This window comes from Nocardia sp. NBC_01329, assembly GCF_035956715.1.
Classification (GTDB): domain Bacteria; phylum Actinomycetota; class Actinomycetes; order Mycobacteriales; family Mycobacteriaceae; genus Nocardia.
Genome location: NZ_CP108381.1, coordinates 4,358,442 through 4,377,521, shown reverse-complemented (window position 1 = coordinate 4,377,521; position 19,080 = coordinate 4,358,442). Strand labels below are relative to the sequence as shown.

Annotated in this window: 14 protein-coding genes; 11 read left to right on the top strand and 3 right to left on the bottom strand. The window is 69.3% G+C overall.

The genetic code is table 11. The features are described 5' to 3' along the window. Positions 1 to 2 precede the first annotated feature (2 nt). Together OG405_RS19815 and OG405_RS19810 are read right to left on the bottom strand one after the other, a co-directional pair. A complete protein-coding gene (locus OG405_RS19815) occupies positions 3 to 1,556 on the bottom strand; it encodes a glycerol-3-phosphate dehydrogenase/oxidase (RefSeq protein WP_327147966.1) in 1,554 nt (517 codons plus the stop codon). A 101-nt stretch (positions 1,557 to 1,657) separates the two neighbouring features. After that, positions 1,658 to 2,251, bottom strand: coding sequence for a TetR/AcrR family transcriptional regulator (locus tag OG405_RS19810; protein WP_327147965.1), 594 nt, complete (start codon positions 2,249 to 2,251; stop codon positions 1,658 to 1,660). Positions 2,252 to 2,371: 120 nt separating this feature from the next. Here OG405_RS19810 and OG405_RS19805 point away from each other — a divergent pair, with 120 nt between their 5' ends. Both OG405_RS19805 and OG405_RS19800 read left to right on the top strand, forming a co-directional pair. Beyond that, positions 2,372 to 3,949, top strand: coding sequence for an FAD-binding oxidoreductase (locus OG405_RS19805; RefSeq protein ID WP_327152419.1), 1,578 nt, complete (start codon positions 2,372 to 2,374; stop codon positions 3,947 to 3,949). Continuing rightward, on the top strand, positions 3,946 to 4,875 hold the full coding sequence (locus OG405_RS19800; RefSeq protein ID WP_327147964.1) for a diacylglycerol kinase family protein: 930 nt from the start codon (positions 3,946 to 3,948) through the stop codon (positions 4,873 to 4,875). The genes OG405_RS19805 and OG405_RS19800 overlap by 4 nt, the downstream gene beginning before the upstream one ends. 9 nt (positions 4,876 to 4,884) lie before the next feature. Here the strand turns inward: OG405_RS19800 and OG405_RS19795 are convergent, their stop codons facing one another. After that, positions 4,885 to 5,571, bottom strand: a complete 687-nt coding sequence (locus OG405_RS19795; protein WP_327147963.1) for a hypothetical protein — start codon at positions 5,569 to 5,571, stop codon at positions 4,885 to 4,887. 440 nt (positions 5,572 to 6,011) lie between these two features. Here OG405_RS19795 and OG405_RS19790 point away from each other — a divergent pair, with 440 nt between their 5' ends. The 9 genes from OG405_RS19790 to proB all read left to right on the top strand — a co-directional run bounded on the left by OG405_RS19790 (position 6,012) and on the right by proB (position 18,939). Further along, a complete protein-coding gene (locus tag OG405_RS19790) occupies positions 6,012 to 8,690 on the top strand; it encodes a valine--tRNA ligase (RefSeq protein ID WP_327147962.1) in 2,679 nt (892 codons plus the stop codon). 86 nt (positions 8,691 to 8,776) lie between these two features. After that, entirely contained in the window at positions 8,777 to 10,147 is a 1,371-nt protein-coding gene (gene folC, locus OG405_RS19785) for a bifunctional tetrahydrofolate synthase/dihydrofolate synthase (protein ID WP_327152417.1), read from the top strand. Between the two features lie 46 nt (positions 10,148 to 10,193). Next, positions 10,194 to 10,613: a DUF4233 domain-containing protein gene (locus OG405_RS19780; protein ID WP_327147961.1), complete on the top strand. Its 420-nt coding sequence runs from the start codon at positions 10,194 to 10,196 to the stop codon at positions 10,611 to 10,613. 129 nt (positions 10,614 to 10,742) lie between these two features. Further along, a complete protein-coding gene (gene ndk / locus OG405_RS19775; protein WP_327147960.1) occupies positions 10,743 to 11,159 on the top strand; it encodes a nucleoside-diphosphate kinase in 417 nt (138 codons plus the stop codon). Between the two features lie 405 nt (positions 11,160 to 11,564). Beyond that, positions 11,565 to 15,146 (top strand): translation initiation factor IF-2 N-terminal domain-containing protein, encoded by a 3,582-nt coding sequence (locus tag OG405_RS19770; protein WP_327147959.1) that lies wholly within the window; start codon positions 11,565 to 11,567, stop codon positions 15,144 to 15,146. Positions 15,147 to 15,505: 359 nt separating this feature from the next. Beyond that, positions 15,506 to 15,817, top strand: coding sequence for a 50S ribosomal protein L21 (gene rplU, locus OG405_RS19765; protein WP_327147958.1), 312 nt, complete (start codon positions 15,506 to 15,508; stop codon positions 15,815 to 15,817). Positions 15,818 to 15,861: 44 nt separating this feature from the next. Next, a complete protein-coding gene (gene rpmA / locus OG405_RS19760) occupies positions 15,862 to 16,128 on the top strand; it encodes a 50S ribosomal protein L27 (RefSeq protein ID WP_327147957.1) in 267 nt (88 codons plus the stop codon). Between the two features lie 192 nt (positions 16,129 to 16,320). Next, complete coding sequence (obgE, locus tag OG405_RS19755; protein ID WP_327147956.1) at positions 16,321 to 17,778, top strand: GTPase ObgE; 1,458 nt, start codon at positions 16,321 to 16,323, stop codon at positions 17,776 to 17,778. 45 nt (positions 17,779 to 17,823) lie between these two features. After that, positions 17,824 to 18,939 carry a glutamate 5-kinase gene (gene proB / locus OG405_RS19750; RefSeq protein ID WP_442790774.1) on the top strand — a complete coding sequence of 372 codons (1,116 nt, stop codon included), beginning with the start codon at positions 17,824 to 17,826 and terminating at the stop codon, positions 18,937 to 18,939. Positions 18,940 to 19,080 lie beyond the last annotated feature (141 nt).

Below are 19,080 nucleotides of genomic sequence, written 5' to 3'. Positions count from 1 at the left end.
GGTCAGACGGTGGTGCCGGCCACCGCGGCTTCGGCGGCGGCCAGTGCGGCCGCGCGGTCGGCCGGAACCAGGCCGATGCGGGTGCGGCGGTCCAGCAGGTCACCGGCGTCGAGGGCGCCTTCCTGCTCGAGCGACCATACGAACTCCGCGGCCAGCACATCCGCGCCGGGCGCGACCGGTCGGGCCAGTTCGGGGTTCGTGGCGGCCAAGGCCACGACGGCGGGGGCCTCGGCGCCGTAGCGTTCGATGAGGAGCTGAGGCGCGGCGAGCCGGTCCCGGGCAACCCCGCGGACCGCACCTGTCAAGGGAAGATCCTTGGTCCGGCACGGCCCCCCGTGCAGTCCGGTGGATGCGACTGCCGCGTCGACGGCGTCCTGCGCCATCTTGCGGTAGGTGGTGAGTTTGCCGCCGACCACCGTCACCAGTCCGCTCGGCGCGGTGAGCACAGCGTGTTCCCGCGAAATATCGGCTGTGCTGTCCTCCGCTGTACGCAGCAGCGGCCGTAGGCCGGCGTAACTACCGCGGATATCGGTGTGGGTCAGCGGGATACGCAGCACCGTGTTTACGGTGTCGAGCAGGAAGTCGATCTCGGCGCCGGTGGGCTGCGGTTCGTCGGACACCGGCCCGGGGGCGTCCTCGTCGGTCAAGCCCAGGTAGACCCGGCCGTGCGGAGCGGGCAGGGCGAAGATGAAGCGGCCGACCGTGCCGGGCACCGGTACGGTGAGCGCCGCGGTGAGTCCCCCGAAGGCCGCGGCATCGAATACCAGATGGGTGCCCCGGCTGGGTCGCAGCTCGATACGGGTATCGACCTGGTCCGCCCAGACGCCGGTCGCGTTCACCACGGCTCCGGCCCGCACCTCCAGTGTTTCGCCGGTCAGGGTGTCGCGCAGGACGGCCCGGTCGCCGGTGGCCTCTTCGGCAGCGACCCGGGTCAGCACCGTCGCGCCGTGGGCGGCGGCCGTGCGCGCCAGCGCCACCACCAGCCGCGCGTCGTCCACGAGTTGCCCGTCCCAGGCTTGCAGGCCGCCGCGTAATCCGTGCTGTCGCACTGTCGGCGCCAGCCGTAGGGCCTCGGCCCGGGTCACCCGCCGGGACCGCGGCAGCAGCCCGGCCGGGGTACCCGCGCCCGCGCGCAGGGCGTCACCGGCCAGAAAGCCCGCGCGGATCAGGGCCCGGGTGGAGAACCCGATCTCCGGGAGCAGGGGGACCAGCTGCGGTAGGGGTCGCACCAGGTGGGGGGCGGTGCGGCGCAGCAGGATTCCGCGTTCCACCGCACTCTCGTGCGCGATCGCGACCTTGCCGCTCGCCAGGTAGCGCAGCCCGCCGTGTACCAGCTTCGAGCTCCACCGGCTGGTCCCGTGGGCGAGATCGTGGCGTTCGACCAGCACTGTGCGCAGGCCCCGAGTGACCGCGTCGAGCGCGACTCCGGCGCCGGTCACCCCGCCGCCGATAACCAGCAGGTCGATGTTCGGGTCGTCGCCGAGGGCCGCGAGTTCATGGCGGCGGCGGTGAGCGTTGAGCGTGGGTCCTGAAGCGAGGAAAGGTTTCTCGGCCATCTGTTTCTCGGCACGGCGCCCGTCCGGGGGACGGTGGGAGACTGTCGCGGGTGGCGGCCGCTACCGGTGCGCCGGGCGCTGCTCCTTCCTGGAAGGTGGGGTCATGGGGCGAGATAGCTGTCGAGGGTGTGTCGCAGTTCGATGTCGAGCAGGGGCCCGTCGAGCAGATGGGCGACTGTGGCCGCCGACTGCACCGCGGACTGGGTGATCAAGAGCAGCATGGCGGCCAATCGGTCGGGTTCGCCGAGTCGCACCGAACCGTCTGCCTGACCCTCCCGGATCCCGGTGGTGAAGAGGTCGAGCAGTTGCCGCTGGTTGCGGCCCAGCCGGCCGAACACATAGGTCAGCATCAGGTCGGTGTCGGTGCGGAAGATCTTGCCGAACAGCGGGTTCGAGCGGACCTCGGCCGCTCCGGTCACCACTGCGGTGACCAGCCGGTCTCGTGCGGGCCCACCGGCGGGCATGGCTTCGGCGATGATTCCGCGCAGTTCGCGCACCAGTAGTTCGGCGACGAGGGCGCGGCTGTCGGTCCACCGCCGGTAGACGGTGGGCCGGCTGACGCCGGCTCGGCGGGCGACCTCGGTGAGCGTGGTGCGCCGGACCCCGAATTCCGCGACGCACTCGCGGGCCGCGTCGAGGATCGTCTGCTCGACCGGCACGGTGCCGGGGTCCGGGGTGGCTGCGCCGGTGGACACGGGCTCGACCTCATCTCCGATGTAGCTTACTGCTTGACAGTACATGTCAAACTGTAACGCATGACCAGTGAGCAAGGCGAACGTGTGGTGAACTCGGCGTCGAGCGCGCGACGACCGGATATGGTGTGGGACGCCTGGGGTGTCGCTTCCGGGCACAAACCGCTGCCCGAACAGATCCGCGGCCTGCTCACGCAGGTCTTCGGGGTCTCCGGGCAGTCGGCGACGCGTCGCGATGAGGGCGATGTGCCGCTCCGGCCGCCGGTCCTGTCCCCGGACCGGCGGGCCGGTCTCGCGGAGCTCGTCGGCGCGGAGTCCCTCTCCACCGAATCGGTCGACCGCCTGCGGCACGCCGGTGGTAAAAGTACCCCCGACCTGCTGCGCCGCCGCGATCCCGCGCCGCAGGACGCCCCCGACGCGGTGGTCCTCCCGGCCGATCACGGCGAGGTGGCGGCCGTGCTCGCCTACTGCTCGGACGAGGGCATCGCCGTCGTACCCTTCGGCGGCGGTACCAGTGTGGTCGGCGGGCTCGATCCGGTTCGCGGCGAGTTCGACACCGTGATCGCGCTGGACCTGCGTCGGCTGGACGCCCTGCTGGACTGCGATCCGGTATCCGGCACCGCGACCTTCGGTGCCGGTGTCACCGGACCGCGTGCCGAAGAGTTGCTCGCCGGGCACGGGCTCTCACTCGGACATTTCCCGCAGAGTTTCGAATTCGCCAGTATCGGCGGATTCGCCGCGACCCGGTCTTCGGGTCAGGCCTCCGCGGGCTACGGCCGGTTCGACGATATGGTCCAGCGGATCCGGGTGGCCACCCCCACCGGTGACGTCGTACTCGGCCGGGCGCCGGCCTCGGCCGCCGGTCCCGATCTGCGCGAGTTGTTCGTCGGTTCGGAGGGTGCGCTCGGGGTCCTCACCGAGGTCACGGTCCGAGTGCATCCGGTACCCGAGACCACCACCCATATGGCCTGGTCCTTCCCGGATTTCGAAACCGGGGCGGCCGCCTTGCGCGCGGTCGTGCAGACGGGTGCCGCGCCGACGGTGCTGCGGTTGTCCGACGAAGTCGAGACCGGCCTGAATCTGGCCCGGGCCGGGAATGTAGGCGAGACATCGGTTTCCGGTTGTCTCGCGGTGACGACTTTCGAGGGCACCGCCGCACATACCGCCGCCCGCGGCGCCGAGGCCGCGGCCCTGCTGCGCGCCGCCGGTGGTATCGAACTCGGTCCGGAACCGGCCCGGGAGTGGCAGCACGGCCGATTCGCGGCGCCCTATCTGCGCGATGCGCTGCTGGATGCCGGGGTGCTGTGCGAAACCCTCGAAACCGCGACCACCTGGAGTGGGCTGGCCGAGCTGAAGGCGAAAGTGACGACAGCCCTCACCGATTCGCTGACCGCCCAGGGTGCACCGGCCCTGGTGATGTGCCATATATCGCATACCTATCCGACCGGCGCCTCGCTCTACTTCACCGTGGTCGCCACGCTGCTCGACGAACCGATCGCCCAGTGGCGGGCGGCGAAGACCGCCGCCGGCGACGCCATCGCCGCCGCCGGTGCCACCATCACTCACCACCACGCGGTGGGAGCCGACCACCGAGCCTGGTTGCCCGCCGAGATCGGCGATCTGGGGATCCGGGTGTTGCGCGCGGTCAAACGGGAGATCGACCCGGCCGGGATCCTCAACCCTGGCAAACTGCTGCCATGACTCGCCGTAACGCAGCGGATCCACGGGAGGTGCGTACGGTCGCCGTGGTGACCAACCCCGCCTCCGGGCAGGGTAGGGCGCGCGAGGCCGCCCGTACCGTCGCCGACCGGCTCTCCGGCGAGGGCGTCGAGGTGGTCGAGATCCATGCGCCCTCCGCGGCGCGAACCCGCGAGCAGGTGCGCGAGGTGGTGACCGGCGGCGCACCCGATGCGGTCGTCTGTGTGGGCGGCGACGGGCTGGTCAATACGATCCTGGATCCACTGGCGCATTCGGGCGTCCCGCTGGCTCTGGTCCCGGCGGGTACCGGCAACGATTTGGCGCGTGAACTGGGTATCGCCGACGAGCCCGGTCGCGCCGCGGAACTGGTCCGGCTGGGGCAGGTGCGCACTATCGATCTGGGCCGGTTGGAGCCCACCGGGCAGGATCCGATGTGGTTCGCCACGGTGGCGTGCACCGGATTCGACGCCCGGGTCACCCTGCGCGCCAATCGGATGCGATATCCCCGGGGCCGGTCTCGGTACACCGTCGCGGCGGTCGCCGAGATCGCGCACGGTATCGCCGTGCCCTACCGGATCGCACTGAGCGGGCCGGCGGCGGAGACCATCATCACCGACGCGCTGCTCGTCGCGGTGGGCAACACCACGACCTACGGCGGCGGGATGCTCATCTGCCCGGATGCGCTGTGCGACGACGGGCTGCTGGATGTGACCGTCGTCGGCAAGGTCTCGCATCTGGAGATGCTGCGGATCCTGCCCGCCCTGTCGGCCGGAAAACGGATCGAGCATCCCGCGGTGACCCAGTACCGCGCCGAGTCGCTGAGTTTGAGCGCCCCCGGCGCGCCGGCCACCGCCGACGGCGAACCCGCGGGCCGGCTACCGCTGACCGCGCGCGTCGCACCCCGGGCGCTCACTGTGCTGACCCCCTGATCACCGGGTTCAGCCGGCGAACCGGATCCCCAGCCGGTCGACGCCGTCGCGGTCCAGCACTACTACCGAGGCGGGTGCCGGCTGTGGACCGGTACCGCTCTCCAGCCGTCGCAGAATCCGTTTCCAGCGCCACACGTGCCAGTTGAACGACAACCGCCCGACCCGCCGGCCCCGCGCGTACTGCCCGGCGCGGGCGACGGTCGCCGGAACGTCGAGCAGCACCATATGCAGTTCGCGGCCGTGCCGTGCGGCCCACCGCGTGAGCATCCGGCGCGTGAAACCGATGGTGCCGCAATCGTGGATCACGACCGGACCGGTGTGATCGCGCAATGCGACCCAGATCCGGCCGAAGTGCACAACGTGCACCACCGGTCGCCACAGCGGGTAGGGCAACCAGGACAGCCGGGGCCGCCACGAGTTCCGGGCGTGGATGGAATCGAGCACGATCGAGTGGTCGGGACCCGGTATCGCGTGCTCGGCGTCGGAGTCGGAGCCGAACAGCCGGCGCAGCGCGGTGCTCTTGCCGGCACCGGGGATTCCGGCGAACAACACGGCCGCGCTCGCCGGGTACTGGAGCTCCCGAATCGCCCGGCCCCGTAGATCGTCGACGGCCCGCGGGCGGACGATTTCCGAATCCGATTCGGGGAAGATGGATTCCGCAGGGTTCAACGGGACGGCGTCGAGCGGGGGGTTCACCCCGTCCAGGGTCCTCAGTGAGACCGATTTCGGCAAGATTGTCGTCTTTGTCCGTTGAAGGTCACAGGGTCCGACCGCGGCCCGCCCGCCGCGTCGAATCCGGCCTCACCTGAGCATTCCGGGGCTCAAGCTGAGAATTGCTTATGTATCGAGGGCGTGAGCCGGGATCGGCGGTAGTCTGGCTGGTGTAGGCGGAGTCTTCGGTGTCCCTCATCCATCGAAGGCTCCGCCTTCGGCTTTCTTCCGGTAGGTTTCCGCAGGCCGGACATGGTGGCGGGCCCGAACGACGGCCGGCCGTTCCAGGCTCGACCAGCTCCCGATCGCAGTGACCGGCCGCGTGCGGTGGACCGCCGGTCCGGAGATGGGGTTCGACCGCGCGGCGCCGATGAACACAGCCCCCGCGGCGCCGGAGGCCACGCCCCAGGCACTAGAATCGCGGCGTGACCAGCGCAGCCCCTGACAACACGCGTAATCGTGCCGATGCACTCCCCAAGAGCTGGAATCCCGGCGAGGTGGAGGCCGACCTGTACGAGCGCTGGGTAGCCGCCGGTTACTTCGCGGCGGACCCGCACAGTTCCGCGCCCGCGTATTCGATCGTGCTGCCGCCGCCCAATGTCACCGGCCAGTTGCATATGGGCCATGCGCTCGATCACACGCTGATGGACACCCTGGCACGCCGCAAGCGTATGCAGGGTTTCGAGGTGCTGTGGCTGCCCGGGATGGATCATGCCGGTATCGCGACCCAGACCGTGGTGGAGAAGCAGCTCGCCGCGGCCGGTAAGACCAAAGAGGATTTCGGCCGCGAGCTGTTCGTGCAGAAGGTCTGGGATTGGAAACGCGAGTCCGGCGGTGCGATCCAGGGGCAGATGCGCGCACTCGGCGACAGTGTGGACTGGTCGCGGGATCGGTTCACCATGGACGAGGGCCTTTCGCGCGCCGTCCAAACGATTTTCAAGCGCCTCTACGACGCCGGTCTGATCTATCGGGCCGAGCGATTGGTGAACTGGTCGCCGGAACTGCGTACCGCCATCTCCGATATCGAGGTCAAGTACGAGGACGTCGAGGGTGAGCTGGTGTCCCTGCGGTACGGATCGCTCGACGATTCCGAACCGCATGTGGTGGTCGCCACCACCCGGGTGGAGACCATGCTCGGTGACACCGCGGTCGCGGTGCATCCGGAGGACCCGCGCTACCGGGCCCTGATCGGCACCACCCTCGAACATCCGATCACCGGGCGGCAGATCCCGATCATCGCCGACGACTATGTCGATCCCGAATTCGGTTCCGGCGCGGTGAAGATCACGCCCGCGCACGATCCGAACGACTTCGAGATGGGGCTGCGGCACAACCTGCCCATGCCCACGATCATGGACGAACGCGGCCGGATCGCCGATACCGGTACCGAATTCGACGGGATGGATCGCTTCGAGGCGCGGGTGAAAGTGCGTGAACGCCTCGCCACCGAGGGGCGGATCGTCGCGGAGAAACGCCCCTACCTGCACAGTGTCGGTCATTCGGAGCGCAGCGGTGAGGCGATCGAGCCCCGGCTGTCCATGCAATGGTGGGTGAAGGTCGAGTCGCTGGCGAAGGCGGCGGGTGATGCGGTTCGCAACGGCGATACCGTGATCCATCCGGCGAGTCAGGAACCGCGCTGGTTCGACTGGGTCGACGATATGCACGACTGGTGTATCTCGCGGCAGCTGTGGTGGGGGCACCGGATCCCCATCTGGTACGGGCCCGAGGGCGAGATCGTGTGCGTCGGCCCCGACGAGCAGGCCCCCGAGGGCTGGGTGCAGGACCCCGATGTCCTCGACACCTGGTTCTCCTCCGGGCTGTGGCCGTTCTCGACCATGGGCTGGCCGGACGCCACCCCGGAACTCGCCAAGTTCTATCCGACCAGTGTGCTGGTCACCGGCTACGACATCCTGTTCTTCTGGGTGGCCCGGATGATGATGTTCGGCACTTTCGTCGCCGACGATCCTGCGCTGGCCACCGGCAAGGACGGTGGTTATCAGATTCCGTTCCGGGATGTGTTCCTGCACGGTCTGATCCGCGACCAGTTCGGTAAGAAGATGTCGAAGACCCGCGGCAACGGGATCGACCCGCTGGACTGGATCGACAATTACGGTGCCGACGCGCTGCGCTTCACCCTCGCCCGCGGTGCCCAGCCCGGCGGCGATCTGTCCGTCGGCGAGCCGCACGCCCTGGCCTCGCGCAGCTTCGTCACCAAACTGTTCAACGCGACCAAGTTCGCGCTCATGAACGGAGCCCGCCCGGGAACCGTCCCGGCCAGGGATACGCTGACCGATGCCGACCGCTGGATCATCGACCGGCTCGACGAGGTGCTCGGCGAGGTGGACGCCGCATTCGACGCCTACGAGTTCGGTAAGGCCTGTGAGGCGCTCTATCACTTCGCCTGGGACGAGCTCTGCGACTGGTATCTGGAACTGTCCAAGGTCCAGTTCGCCGAGAGCGAGGAACGGGCCGAATCCACCCGAGTCGTGCTCGGCGCGGTTCTGGACGCGGTGCTGCGGCTGCTGCATCCGGTGATCCCGTTCGTCACCGAATCGCTGTGGCAGGCGCTGACCGAAGCGGAATCGGTGGTCGTGTCCGCGTGGCCGCAGCGTACCGGGACACCGGCCGATACCGGCGCCGCGCAGCGCCTCGCCGATCTGCAGCGGCTGGTCACCGAGATCCGCCGATTCCGCAGCGATCAGGGTTTGAACGATAAGCAGAAGGTCGCGGCACGGGTGCTCGGCCTGGGCGCGGCCGGTCTGGAGCATCTCCATCCCGAGGTGAGCACGCTGGGCCGGCTCACCGAACCGGGCGCGGATTTCGCGGCCACCGCTTCGGTGGAGGTGCGGTTGAGCGGCACCACGGTGACCGTCGAGGTCGATACCTCGGGCACCGTGGATCTCGCGGCCGAGCGTCGCCGGCTGGAGAAGGATCTGGCGGTGGCGCAGAAGGAGCTGGCCGGAGCCGAGGCCAAACTCGGCAACGAGGCGTTCCTGGCCAAGGCTCCGGAACCGGTGGTGGACAAGATCCGGGGACGGCGCGAGGTCGCCGCGGCCGAAGTGGAGCGGATCGGGTCCCGGCTGACCGAGCTGAGCGGCAAGTGAACGCCCACGGGGACAATGCCGAGCCGGAGCCGCTGCACGGGGGCGCCCGGCTCGGTACCGGGCCTTCGCCGGTGGAACTGGCGGAGATGGCGCTCGTCGAGGCGGAGCTGGATCGGCGCTGGCCGGAAACCAAGATCGAACCGTCGCTCACCCGGATCTCCACCCTGATGGATGTACTGGGATCGCCGCAGCACGGCTTCCCGGCGATCCATATCGCGGGCACCAACGGTAAGACATCGGTGACCCGGATGATCGATTCGCTGCTCACGGCGCTGCATCGCCGCACCGGGCGGATCACCAGCCCTCATCTGCAGCTTGCCACCGAGCGGATCAGCATCGACAACCGACCGATCTCACCGGCCCGCTATGTCGAGCTGTACCGGGAGATGCAGCCCTATATCGAGATGATCGATGCCCAGTCGGCGACCGCGGGTGGCCCGGCGATGAGCAAATTCGAGGTGCTGACCGCGATGGCGTACGCGGCGTTCGCGGAGACGCCCGTGGACGTGGCGGTCGTGGAGACCGGTATGGGCGGCAGCTGGGACGCCACCAATGTGATCGACGCGCAGGTCGCGGTCATCACCCCCATCGGTCTCGATCACACCGACTATCTCGGCCCCGACCTCACCTCCATCGCGAAGGAGAAGGCCGGGATCATCAAACGCGCCCCGGAATCGCTGGTCCCCACCGATACCGTCGCGATCATCGCCGAGCAGGACCCCGAGGCATTGGAAGTGCTGCTGCGCCGCGCCGTCGAGGTCGACGCCGCGGTGGCGCGGGCGGGCTCGGAGTTCCAGGTGCTGAGCCGGCGGATCGCCGTGGGCGGACAGCAGCTGGAACTGCAGGGACTGGGCGGGGTCTACGACGAGATCTTCCTGCCTCTGCACGGCGAGCATCAGGCTCACAACGCGGCGCTCGCACTGGCCGCGGTGGAGGCGTTCTTCGGTGCCGGTGCGCAGCGGCAGCTGGATATCGACGCGGTTCGCACGGGGTTCGCCGAGGTCACCAGCCCCGGTCGTCTCGAACGGATGCGCAACGCACCCACCCTCTTCATCGACGCCGCCCACAACCCGGCCGGTGCCGCCGCGCTCGCCGCGACGCTGACCTCCGAATTCGATTTCCGCAAACTGGTCGGGGTCGTCGCGGTCCTCGCCGATAAGGACGTCGCAGGCATCCTCGGCGCCCTCGAACCGGTCTTCGACGAGATCGTGGTGACCACCAACGGGTCTGCGCGTGCGCTGCCGGTGGACCAGCTCGCCGACCTGGCCGTCCAGCGCTTCGGTGACGAACGCGTGGTCACCGCCGATTCGCTACCCGATGCGCTGGAAACCGCCGTCGCGCTCGCCGAGGAGGTCGGTGACGCGGGGGAGATGGTGTCCGGTGCGGGTGTGGTGGTCACGGGGTCGGTGGTGACCGCCGGTGCCGCGCGCGCCCTGTTCGGTAAGGATCCGGCGTGATGTCGCGGACCGGTGCCCGCGGCGGGCGCCGACGAAAAGGAACAGCATGAGTGAGCCCGAAGCGTCCGGTCCCGAGACCACCACCCCGGCCCCGCCCGACCCGTGGAAGGGCCTGCGGGGTGTGATGGCGGGCGCCTTGGTGCTCGAAGCGATCACGGTGCTGCTGGCGCTGCCGGTTGTCGCCGATATCGCCGGTGGCGTCACCTGGCTGTCGGGTACCTACCTCGTGGTGCTGGCGCTGGTGATGATCGTGGGTGCCGGACTGCAGCGCCGCTCCTGGGCGATTCCGTTCAACCTGGGATTGCAGGTGCCGGTGTTGATCGGCGGGGTGTTCCACCTCTCGATCGCGGTGATCGGCGTGGTCTTCCTCGCGGTCTGGGCCTTCATCCTGCTGCTGCGCGCGGATGTGAAGAAGCGGCTGGAGGAGGGCACCCTGCCCAGCCAGCGTGCTCCCGGCGGTTCCTGACCGAGACACCCCGCGACGAGTGCGCGGCAGGTCGCCGGATGGGGCCTGTCAGGCGTGCCGCCGCCTGTGTCGTGGTGGTGTGCGGACTGCGGTTGGGCCCGGCCCGGCGGCGCCCACTAGGCTGACCGCGTGACAGAGCAGACGTTGATTCTGATCAAACCGGACGCCGTGGCCCGTGGCTACGTCGGCGAAGTGCTGAACCGCATCGAGCGCAAGGGGCTCACCATCATGGCCCTCGAGCTCACACAGGTGACCGAGGAAGTGGCCCGCGCCCACTACGCCGAGCACGCGGAGAAACCGTTCTATGGTTCGCTGATCGAGTTCATCACCTCCGGTCCCGTCGTCGCGGCCGTTCTGGAGGGACCGCGCGCCATCGCCGCCTTCCGGCAGCTGGCCGGCGGTACCGATCCGGTCGAGAAGGCCGTCCCCGGCAGCATCCGTGGTGACCTGGGTCTCGAGACCCAGTACAACCTGGTTCACGGATCGGACTCGCCCGAGTCCGCCAAGCGCGAAATCTCCCTCTGGTTCCCCGAATTCCCGCTCTGATCACCGTCCGGCGCCGGGCCGACCGGACCCGTGCGAGTGCCTCGCGCGGCGCCATGGCGAACACCTGGCGCACGGTGTGGGATACTGGTGCTCGGTTGCGCTCCACAGTGGGTGCGGCCGGATGACACACTGCGGAACGATGCCGCCATCGCTGCCGCGGACGTACAGCCGGATTCCTGGGCTGCGTCTGCCCGGCGCGATGGGCGAGGGCTCGTACCGCGGAGTTCAGCCAGATGCCAGGCGCCGCGTGGCCAGTTAGCCCGACCGACGTTCGATAGTGGAGATAACCGGGCACGCGGGGCGAGACCATTGACCTCGCGCCAACCGCGCGAGGCGGACGGAAAGCGTCCCCGCGACGGCCGCGTTACTCGTTGAGGAACGCGCCCGGGGGCCCGAGGAGACTTCGTGGCCGATCAAGAGCCGCTGGACACAACATCACAGGACGACGATCAATTGCCGGAGCGAATTCGAGTACATGCCCTGGCCAAACGGCTCGGCGTGACCAGTAAGCGCATCCTGGCCAAACTCAGCGAACTCGGGACCGAGGCCCGGAGCCCGCAATCGAGCGTGGACCGGGCCGTCGCGGAGTCGGTGCGCGAATCACTGACGGCTCCCCCCGCACTCACCTCCGCCGAGTCAGGCCTGTTCGCACCCACCGGCACGACCGCGGGCGCGGACACCACCGGAGGCGCTGCGTCGGCGCCCACCGGCGGCGCGACGCATCCCCCGGTGACCGAGGAGCCGGAACCCGCCCCGGGTGCCGGTTCCGGGCAAATCCCTGGCATCGACACGAAACCGGCAGCCGCCGCGGCGGAAGCGGCCGAGCCGCAGGCCACCGCGGGCTCCGCCGCTGCGGCGGACGTCGCGACCGAAGCGGATCCCGGCGCGCGGGCTGTCCCGGCGTCGGCCGAGATCGCGGAGGCAGCGGCCGATGCCCCTGCCACGCCGGTGACTCCGCTGCCCGCTTTCACGGCCGCCTTCAACCTCTTCGCGAGCCCGGTACGCGAGGAACCCACCTCGGTAGAACCTGCCGTCTTCGAGTCCGCTGTCGTCGCGGCCCCGCTGTTCCTGTCCCCGGATGCCGCCGCGGCCGAACAGCCGCGCCGCCGACGCAAGCCCGAACCGGAACCCGAGCCGGAATCCGGCGCGGATACCGACGCCGATACCGATACCGATACCGATACCGACGACCATTCCGAGCAGGGTGATTCCGACGATCAGCCCCGGCGTCGCCGTCGAGGTCGGCGCGGTCGCGGCCGGGGCCGGGGCGAACAGCAGTCCGATTCCGACGACACCGACGCCGACACCGATACCGATTCCGAAGACGACGCGAGCGCCGATTCCGACGAACAGTCCACCGATACCGGCGAGACCGCCGATTCCGGTGACAGCGACGAATCCGAGTCCGAGGATTCCGGTGGTGCGGGGGAGGACTCCGAGAGCGGTGCCAGCCGTCGTCGTCGTCGTCGGCGCCGCCGCAAAGTCGCCGGAGATGCCGGTGAGAGCGAATCGTCCGAGGACGATCCGCCCAATACCGTGGTCCACGAGCGGGAACCGCGGAACAAGACCCGCGCTCGCGCGACCGTCGACGAAGTCCAGGGCATCACCGGTTCCACCCGGCTCGAGGCCAAACGGCAGCGTCGTCGCGATGGCCGCGAGGCCGGCCGCCGGCGGCCGCCGATCCTCACCGAATCGGAGTTCCTGGCCCGACGCGAGGCCGTGGACCGGGTGATGGTCGTTCGTGAGAAGGAGTCCCCGGGGCATCCGGCCGCCACCCAGGTCGCGGTGCTCGAGGACAACATCCTGGTCGAGCATTTCGTCACTAATACCGGTTCGGCGTCCATGGTGGGCAATGTCTACCTGGGCAAGGTGCAGAACGTGCTGCCCAGTATGGAGGCCGCGTTCGTCGATATCGGCCGAGGCCGCAACGGCGTGCTCTACGCGGGCGAGGTCAACTGGGAGGCCGCCGGGCTCGGCGGTAGGGAACGCAAGATCGAACAGGCGCTCAAACCGGGCGCCCAGGTGCTGGTCCAGGTGAGCAAGGACCCGGTCGGTCATAAGGGCGCCCGGCTCACCACCCAGATCAGCCTGGCCGGTCGCTTCCTCGTCTACGTGCCCGGCGGTACCTCCACCGGGATCAGCCGCAAACTGCCCGATACCGAGCGCAAACGGCTCAAGGAGATCCTGCGCGATATCGTCCCCGCCGACGCGGGCGTCATCATCCGCACCGCGTCCGAGGGCGTGAGCGAAGCCGAACTCACCCGCGACGTGGAACGGCTGCAGACGGCCTGGCGCAAGATCGCCGCGGCCGCCGAGAACGAGTCGGGGGCGCCGAAGACCCTCTACGAGGAGCCGGACCTGCTGGTCAAGGTCGTCCGCGATCTGTTCAACGAGGACTTCTCGAAGCTGGTGATCGAGGGCGAGCGCTCCTGGAACACCGTCGAGAACTACATCGGGACAGTCGCACCGGATCTGCTCGCCCGGGTCTCCCGGCACGAGAGCGCCGGCGCCGATGTCTTCGAGACCTACCGCATCGATGAACAATTGGCCAAGGCCCTCGATCGCAAGGTGTGGCTGCCCTCGGGCGGCACCCTGGTGATCGACCGCACCGAAGCCATGACGGTGGTCGACGTCAACACCGGTAAGTTCACCGGTTCCGGCGGCGGCAACCTGGAGGAGACGGTCACCAGGAACAATCTGGAGGCGGCCGAGGAGATAGTTCGCCAGATGCGGCTGCGCGATATCGGCGGCATGATCGTGGTCGACTTCATCGATATGGTGCTGGAGTCCAACCGCGATCTGGTGCTGCGTCGTCTCACCGAGGCGCTGGGCCGCGACCGCACCCGCCATCAGGTATCCGAGGTGACCTCGCTGGGCCTGGTCCAGATGACCCGTAAGAAGCTCGGAACCGGGCTGGTGGAGGCGTTCTCCACGACCTGTGAGCATTGCCACGGGCGCGGCCTCCTGGTGCACAGCTACCCGGTGGAGCCGTCGAGTTCGGACGAGGGAGCCGGCCGCGGTCGCGAGTCCGGTTCGCGACGTCGCCGTGGTCGGGACAAGCCGGCCGCCGCGGCGCCCGCCGCTCCGCAGCAGACCGCCGTGCCGGAGCTCTCGGAGGAAGAGGCAGCGGCCAGGCGCGCCCATCCGGTGGCGCTGGCCATGGCCGCCCACCATCCGGAGACCGACGAGACGGAGCGCACAGCCGAGGCATCGAAGCAGGATGCGGCGGTGAAGGGGTCGCGGGCCGGTACCCGCGGGGCGGAGTCCACGGTCGAAGCGGCCGACTCCGATACCTCGTCGGCTGATTCGGCTCGAGCGGCGAAGAATGCCGAGGCGGGTGCCGAGCCGCGTCGTCGCCGGGCCAGGGTCCGGCGTTCGGCCGGCGCTGCCGGGCGGACTCCGGCCGCGGAACAGAACGGTAGCAGCGCGACCGGTGAGGCCGAGGTCACCGAGTCGGTAGCCACCGAGCCGGTTGTCTCCGCCGCAGCCGAGCCGGTCGCAGCCGAGCCGGTTGCTGCCGAGCCGGTTGCTGCCGAGCCGGACGCCGGCGACGGCGCCGGGCAGGCTGCTCCCGAACCGGAAGCCCCCGAAGACGCGGCACCCGGCCCGGACGAGGCATCGGTGCCGCCTGTCGAGACCGCACCCGCCGCGGCTCGCAACGGTCCGGCTCACACGGCGAACGGTTCGGCGCACTCGGCGGAAACCGCCCCCGCGTCGGCCACGGAATCGGAACCTGCGGGATCGCCGGAGTCCGGCGGGGACGATGTTCCGGAGACCCGGAGCAGGCGGCGTCGCGTCGCCCGCTCGACCTCGGCTCCGGCCGCGGACAGTGCGGGCGCGGTATTCGTACTGGCGGCCACCGACCAGCCCGCCGCGCCGGTCACCGAAGTCGCGGCCGATCCGCCGGAGCCCGAGGTTCCGGTGCGCCGGGCGCGCCGCCGGGCCGCGGGACGTCCGTCCGGACCGCCGGTGGACGAGCAGAACTGAATCGAGCGCCGAGTGCCCGGTCCGCGGAATGCGGGCCGGGCACTCGCGTGTCCGGTGCGGGTGTAGGGACCTACACCTCGGCCGCTACTCCCGCGTCACCCCGGTTCCGGTGGTGCGTCCGGTCCGCCCGGGTCGTAGAAGGGGACCGGTTTGGTCGCATGTACCGGCATCCTGTAATCTTGGCACTCGCTGCCCGGCGACAGCATGTGCTGTTCCGTGGCCGGTTCCCGATACCGAGAGCCACCAATGGCCGAGGCGGCGGATTATCAGACCAGTCGTGCGGTGGACCCCGGTGCGAAACCGAGGTACTACCGTATGAACGAGTGCAGAGCACTAAAAGGAAGAAGGGCAGCCGACCGATGGCAACGTACGCGATCGTCAAGACCGGCGGAAAGCAGTACAAGGTCGCGGTCGGTGACCTGGTGAAGGTCGAGAAGATCGAGGGTGCGCCGGGCACCTCTGTGGCACTGTCGCCGGTACTCGTCGTCGATGGCGCCGAGCTCACCACCGCAGCCGACAAGCTCGCGAAGGTTGCGGTATCGGCCGAGGTGGTCGAGCAGACCAAGGGCCCGAAGATCCGCATCCACAAGTTCAAGAACAAGACCGGCTACCACAAGCGCCAGGGTCACCGTCAGCCGCTGACGGTCCTGAAGGTCACCGGCATCAAGTAACCACCTGCAGGGCTGCACAGTCCCGCGCTGAAGGAGTATCAGCAATGGCACATAAGAAGGGCGCATCCAGCTCCCGGAACGGCCGCGATTCCAATGCACAGCGGCTCGGCGTGAAGCGTTTCGGCGGGCAGTCGGTCAAGGCCGGCGAGATCTTGGTGCGGCAGCGCGGCACCCACTTCCACCCCGGCGTCAATGTCGGCCGTGGCGGGGACGACACCCTGTTCGCGCTCTCGGCGGGTGCCGTCGAGTTCGGCAGCAAGCGGGGTCGTAAGACCGTCAATATCGTGGTCCCGGAGCCGGTCCAAGCCTGACCGGCTGACGACTCCACCACAGCGAGCGGGTCAGGGTGACACACCCTCGGCCCGCTTTTCGCGTTTCCACCCCGGCGCCGTCGCCTCACCCGGGCACCGCTGCGCCGCCTCGATCCGACGCAGTGTCCATCCCGCTTCCCGAACACGGTGTCCATCCCACCCCCGCAACCCTCTGAGGAGGATGATCCGGCCATGGCCAAGTTCATCGACCGTGTCGTTCTTCATGTCCGTGCCGGTAAAGGCGGGCACGGCTGTGCGTCGGTGCACCGGGAGAAGTTCAAACCACTGGGCGGCCCCGACGGCGGTAACGGCGGTAACGGCGGGGATGTGATCCTCGAGGTGGATGCCAATGTGCATACATTGCTGGATTTCCACTTCCATCCGCACGCCAAGGCCGGCAACGGCAAACCCGGCGAGGGCGGTAACCGGGACGGGAAGAAGGGCGGGGAGCTGCTGCTGAAGGTCCCGGACGGGACCGTCGTCGTGAACGCCGACGGCGAGGTCCTGATGGACCTGGTGGGGGCCGGTAACCGGTTCGTCGTCGCCAAAGGCGGCCGGGGCGGGCTGGGGAACGCGTCCCTGGTCTCCCGGGCCCGGAAGGCGCCCGGATTCGCCCTGCTCGGCGAGGAAGGCGAGGCCCACGATGTGGTGCTCGAGCTCAAATCCGTCGCCGATGTGGGTCTGGTCGGATTTCCGTCCGCGGGTAAGTCGTCGCTGGTCTCGGTGCTGTCCGCCGCCAAGCCGAAAATCGCCGACTATCCCTTCACCACCCTGGTGCCCAACCTCGGTGTCGTGAACGCGGGCGATACGACCTTCACAGTCGCCGACGTACCCGGATTGATCCCCGGGGCCAGTGACGGTCGCGGTCTGGGCCTGGATTTCCTCCGTCATCTGGAACGCTGCGCGGTACTGGCGCATGTGGTCGACCTCGCGACCCTGGAACCCGGCCGGGACCCGCTCTCCGATATCGATGCTCTCGAGGCCGAACTCGCCGCCTACAAGCCTGCCCTGCACGGCGATGTGAGCCTCGGTGATCTCGCGGACCGGCCCCGGGTGGTGATCCTCAACAAGGTCGACGTACCCGATGCCGAAGATCTCGCCGACCTGGTCACACCCGAGCTGCGGGAACGCGGTTGGCCGGTGTTCCGGATCTCGGCCGTCGCGCATTCCGGTTTGCGGCAATTGACCTTCGCGCTCGCCGAACTGGTGCAGGCCTACCGTGATGCGCATCCGAAGGCCGATCCGAAGCGGCCGGTGATCCGTCCGGTGCCGGTCGACGATTCCGGATTCACCGTGCGCGCCGATCCGGAGGAGCCGGGTGGTTTCATCGTGCGCGGTACGCGGCCCGAGCGCTGGGTCCGCCAGACCCAGTTCGACAACGACGAAGCCGTCGGCTATCTCGCCGACCGCCTGGCCCGCCTGGGTGTCGAGGACGAACTGGTGCGGCGCGGGGCGCAACCGGGTGCGCCGGTGACCATCGGCGAGGTGACCTTCGACTGGGAACCGCAGATCGCCGCCGGCACCGACCTGGTGCCCACCGGTCGCGGTACCGATATCCGGCTCGAACAGACCGACCGCGTGGGCGCGGCCGAACGTAAGCACGCATCGCGGGTGCGCCGCGGTCTGGTGGACGAGGAAAGCGAGGAGTAGGCAGGTGAACCAGGGGAACCGCGGAGCAGGGGCACGGCCGTGACCCTGGTTCCAGCAGAACTCAGCAGTGCCCGGCGTTCGATCGCCGAGGCCCGGCGCGTAGTGGTGAAGATCGGCTCCTCGGCCCTCACCAGCTTGTCCGGCGGACTCGATATCGCCAGGCTGGACCGGCTCGCCGACGCTATCGAGGCCCGGATGCGATCCGGATCCGATGTGGTCGTCGTATCGTCCGGTGCGATCGGCGCGGGCCTGGCGCCGCTCGGGTTGACCAGGCGTCCCCGGGATCTCGCCACCAAACAGGCCGCGGCCAGCGTCGGGCAGCTCGCGCTCGTCCATGCCTGGGGCACCTCGTTCGCGCGCTATGACCGCACGGTCGGTCAAATTCTGCTCAGCGCCGACGATTTCGCCCGCCGGGAACACCATCGCAATGCACAGCGCACCCTCGACCGGCTGCGGTCGCTCGGTGCGGTCGCGGTGGTGAACGAGAACGACACCGTCGCGACGGAGGAGATCCGGTTCGGCGACAACGACCGGCTCGCCGCGCTGGTGGCGCATCTGGTGGGTGCCGACGCGCTGTTCCTGCTCTCGGATGTGGCCGGGCTCTACGACGGCGACCCCCGCAAGGGAAACGCGAATTTCATCGGCGAGGTACGGACGAGTGCCGACCTCGACGGGGTGATCGCCGGTAGCGGCGGAGTGCTCGGGACCGGTGGGATGGCGTCCAAACTGTCGGCGGCTCGGTTGGCGGCGGACGCCGGAGTCCCGGTGCTGCTCGCCGCAGCCGACGAGGCCGCCGAAGCGCTCGGAACCGGTACGGTCGGAACCGCTTTCGCGGCCCGCCCGGTGCGGTTGTCGGCGCGCCGGTTCTGGGTACGCCATGCCGCCGACAGCCACGGCGCGATCCTCATCGACTCGGGCGCGGTCGAAGCCGTGGCCGGTGCCCGGCGGTCCCTGCTCGCGGCGGGAATCGTCGGGGTCCGGGGGCGTTTTCACGGTGGTGACGTAGTGGATCTCGTGGGCCCGGATCGGACGATCGTGGCCCGTGGCGTGGTGGAATACGACGCCGCCGAACTCGCGACAGTGCTCGGCCGGTCCACCCGGGAACTGCCGGACGGTATGCAGCGCCCGGTGATTCACGCCGACGACCTGGTACGGGTCTGACGAGCACCGGGTTCCGGCTGCGCGTCCCGCTCGGTCCATCGTGGGAGCGCCGGCGCGGCGCGACCACCGGTATCGGATCCGCTCGGTCTCCGGCGTCTCGCCGCGGCGAGTGCGCGAGTCCGCTATCCCGCTGTGGAGTTC

Excerpts from the sequence above, each read along its gene's own strand:
- rpmA (WP_327147957.1), top strand. The coding sequence starts at position 15,862 with ATGGCACATAAGAAGGGCGCATCCAGCTCCCGGAACGGCCGCGATTCC.
- OG405_RS19805 (WP_327152419.1), top strand. The coding sequence starts at position 2,372 with ATGGTGTGGGACGCCTGGGGTGTCGCTTCCGGGCACAAACCGCTGCCC.
- obgE (WP_327147956.1), top strand. The coding sequence starts at position 16,321 with ATGGCCAAGTTCATCGACCGTGTCGTTCTTCATGTCCGTGCCGGTAAA.
- rplU (WP_327147958.1), top strand. The coding sequence starts at position 15,506 with ATGGCAACGTACGCGATCGTCAAGACCGGCGGAAAGCAGTACAAGGTC.
- OG405_RS19780 (WP_327147961.1), top strand. The coding sequence starts at position 10,194 with ATGAGTGAGCCCGAAGCGTCCGGTCCCGAGACCACCACCCCGGCCCCG.
- folC (WP_327152417.1), top strand. The coding sequence starts at position 8,777 with ATGGCGCTCGTCGAGGCGGAGCTGGATCGGCGCTGGCCGGAAACCAAG.
- OG405_RS19800 (WP_327147964.1), top strand. The coding sequence starts at position 3,946 with ATGACTCGCCGTAACGCAGCGGATCCACGGGAGGTGCGTACGGTCGCC.
- OG405_RS19815 (WP_327147966.1), bottom strand. The coding sequence starts at position 1,556 with ATGGCCGAGAAACCTTTCCTCGCTTCAGGACCCACGCTCAACGCTCAC.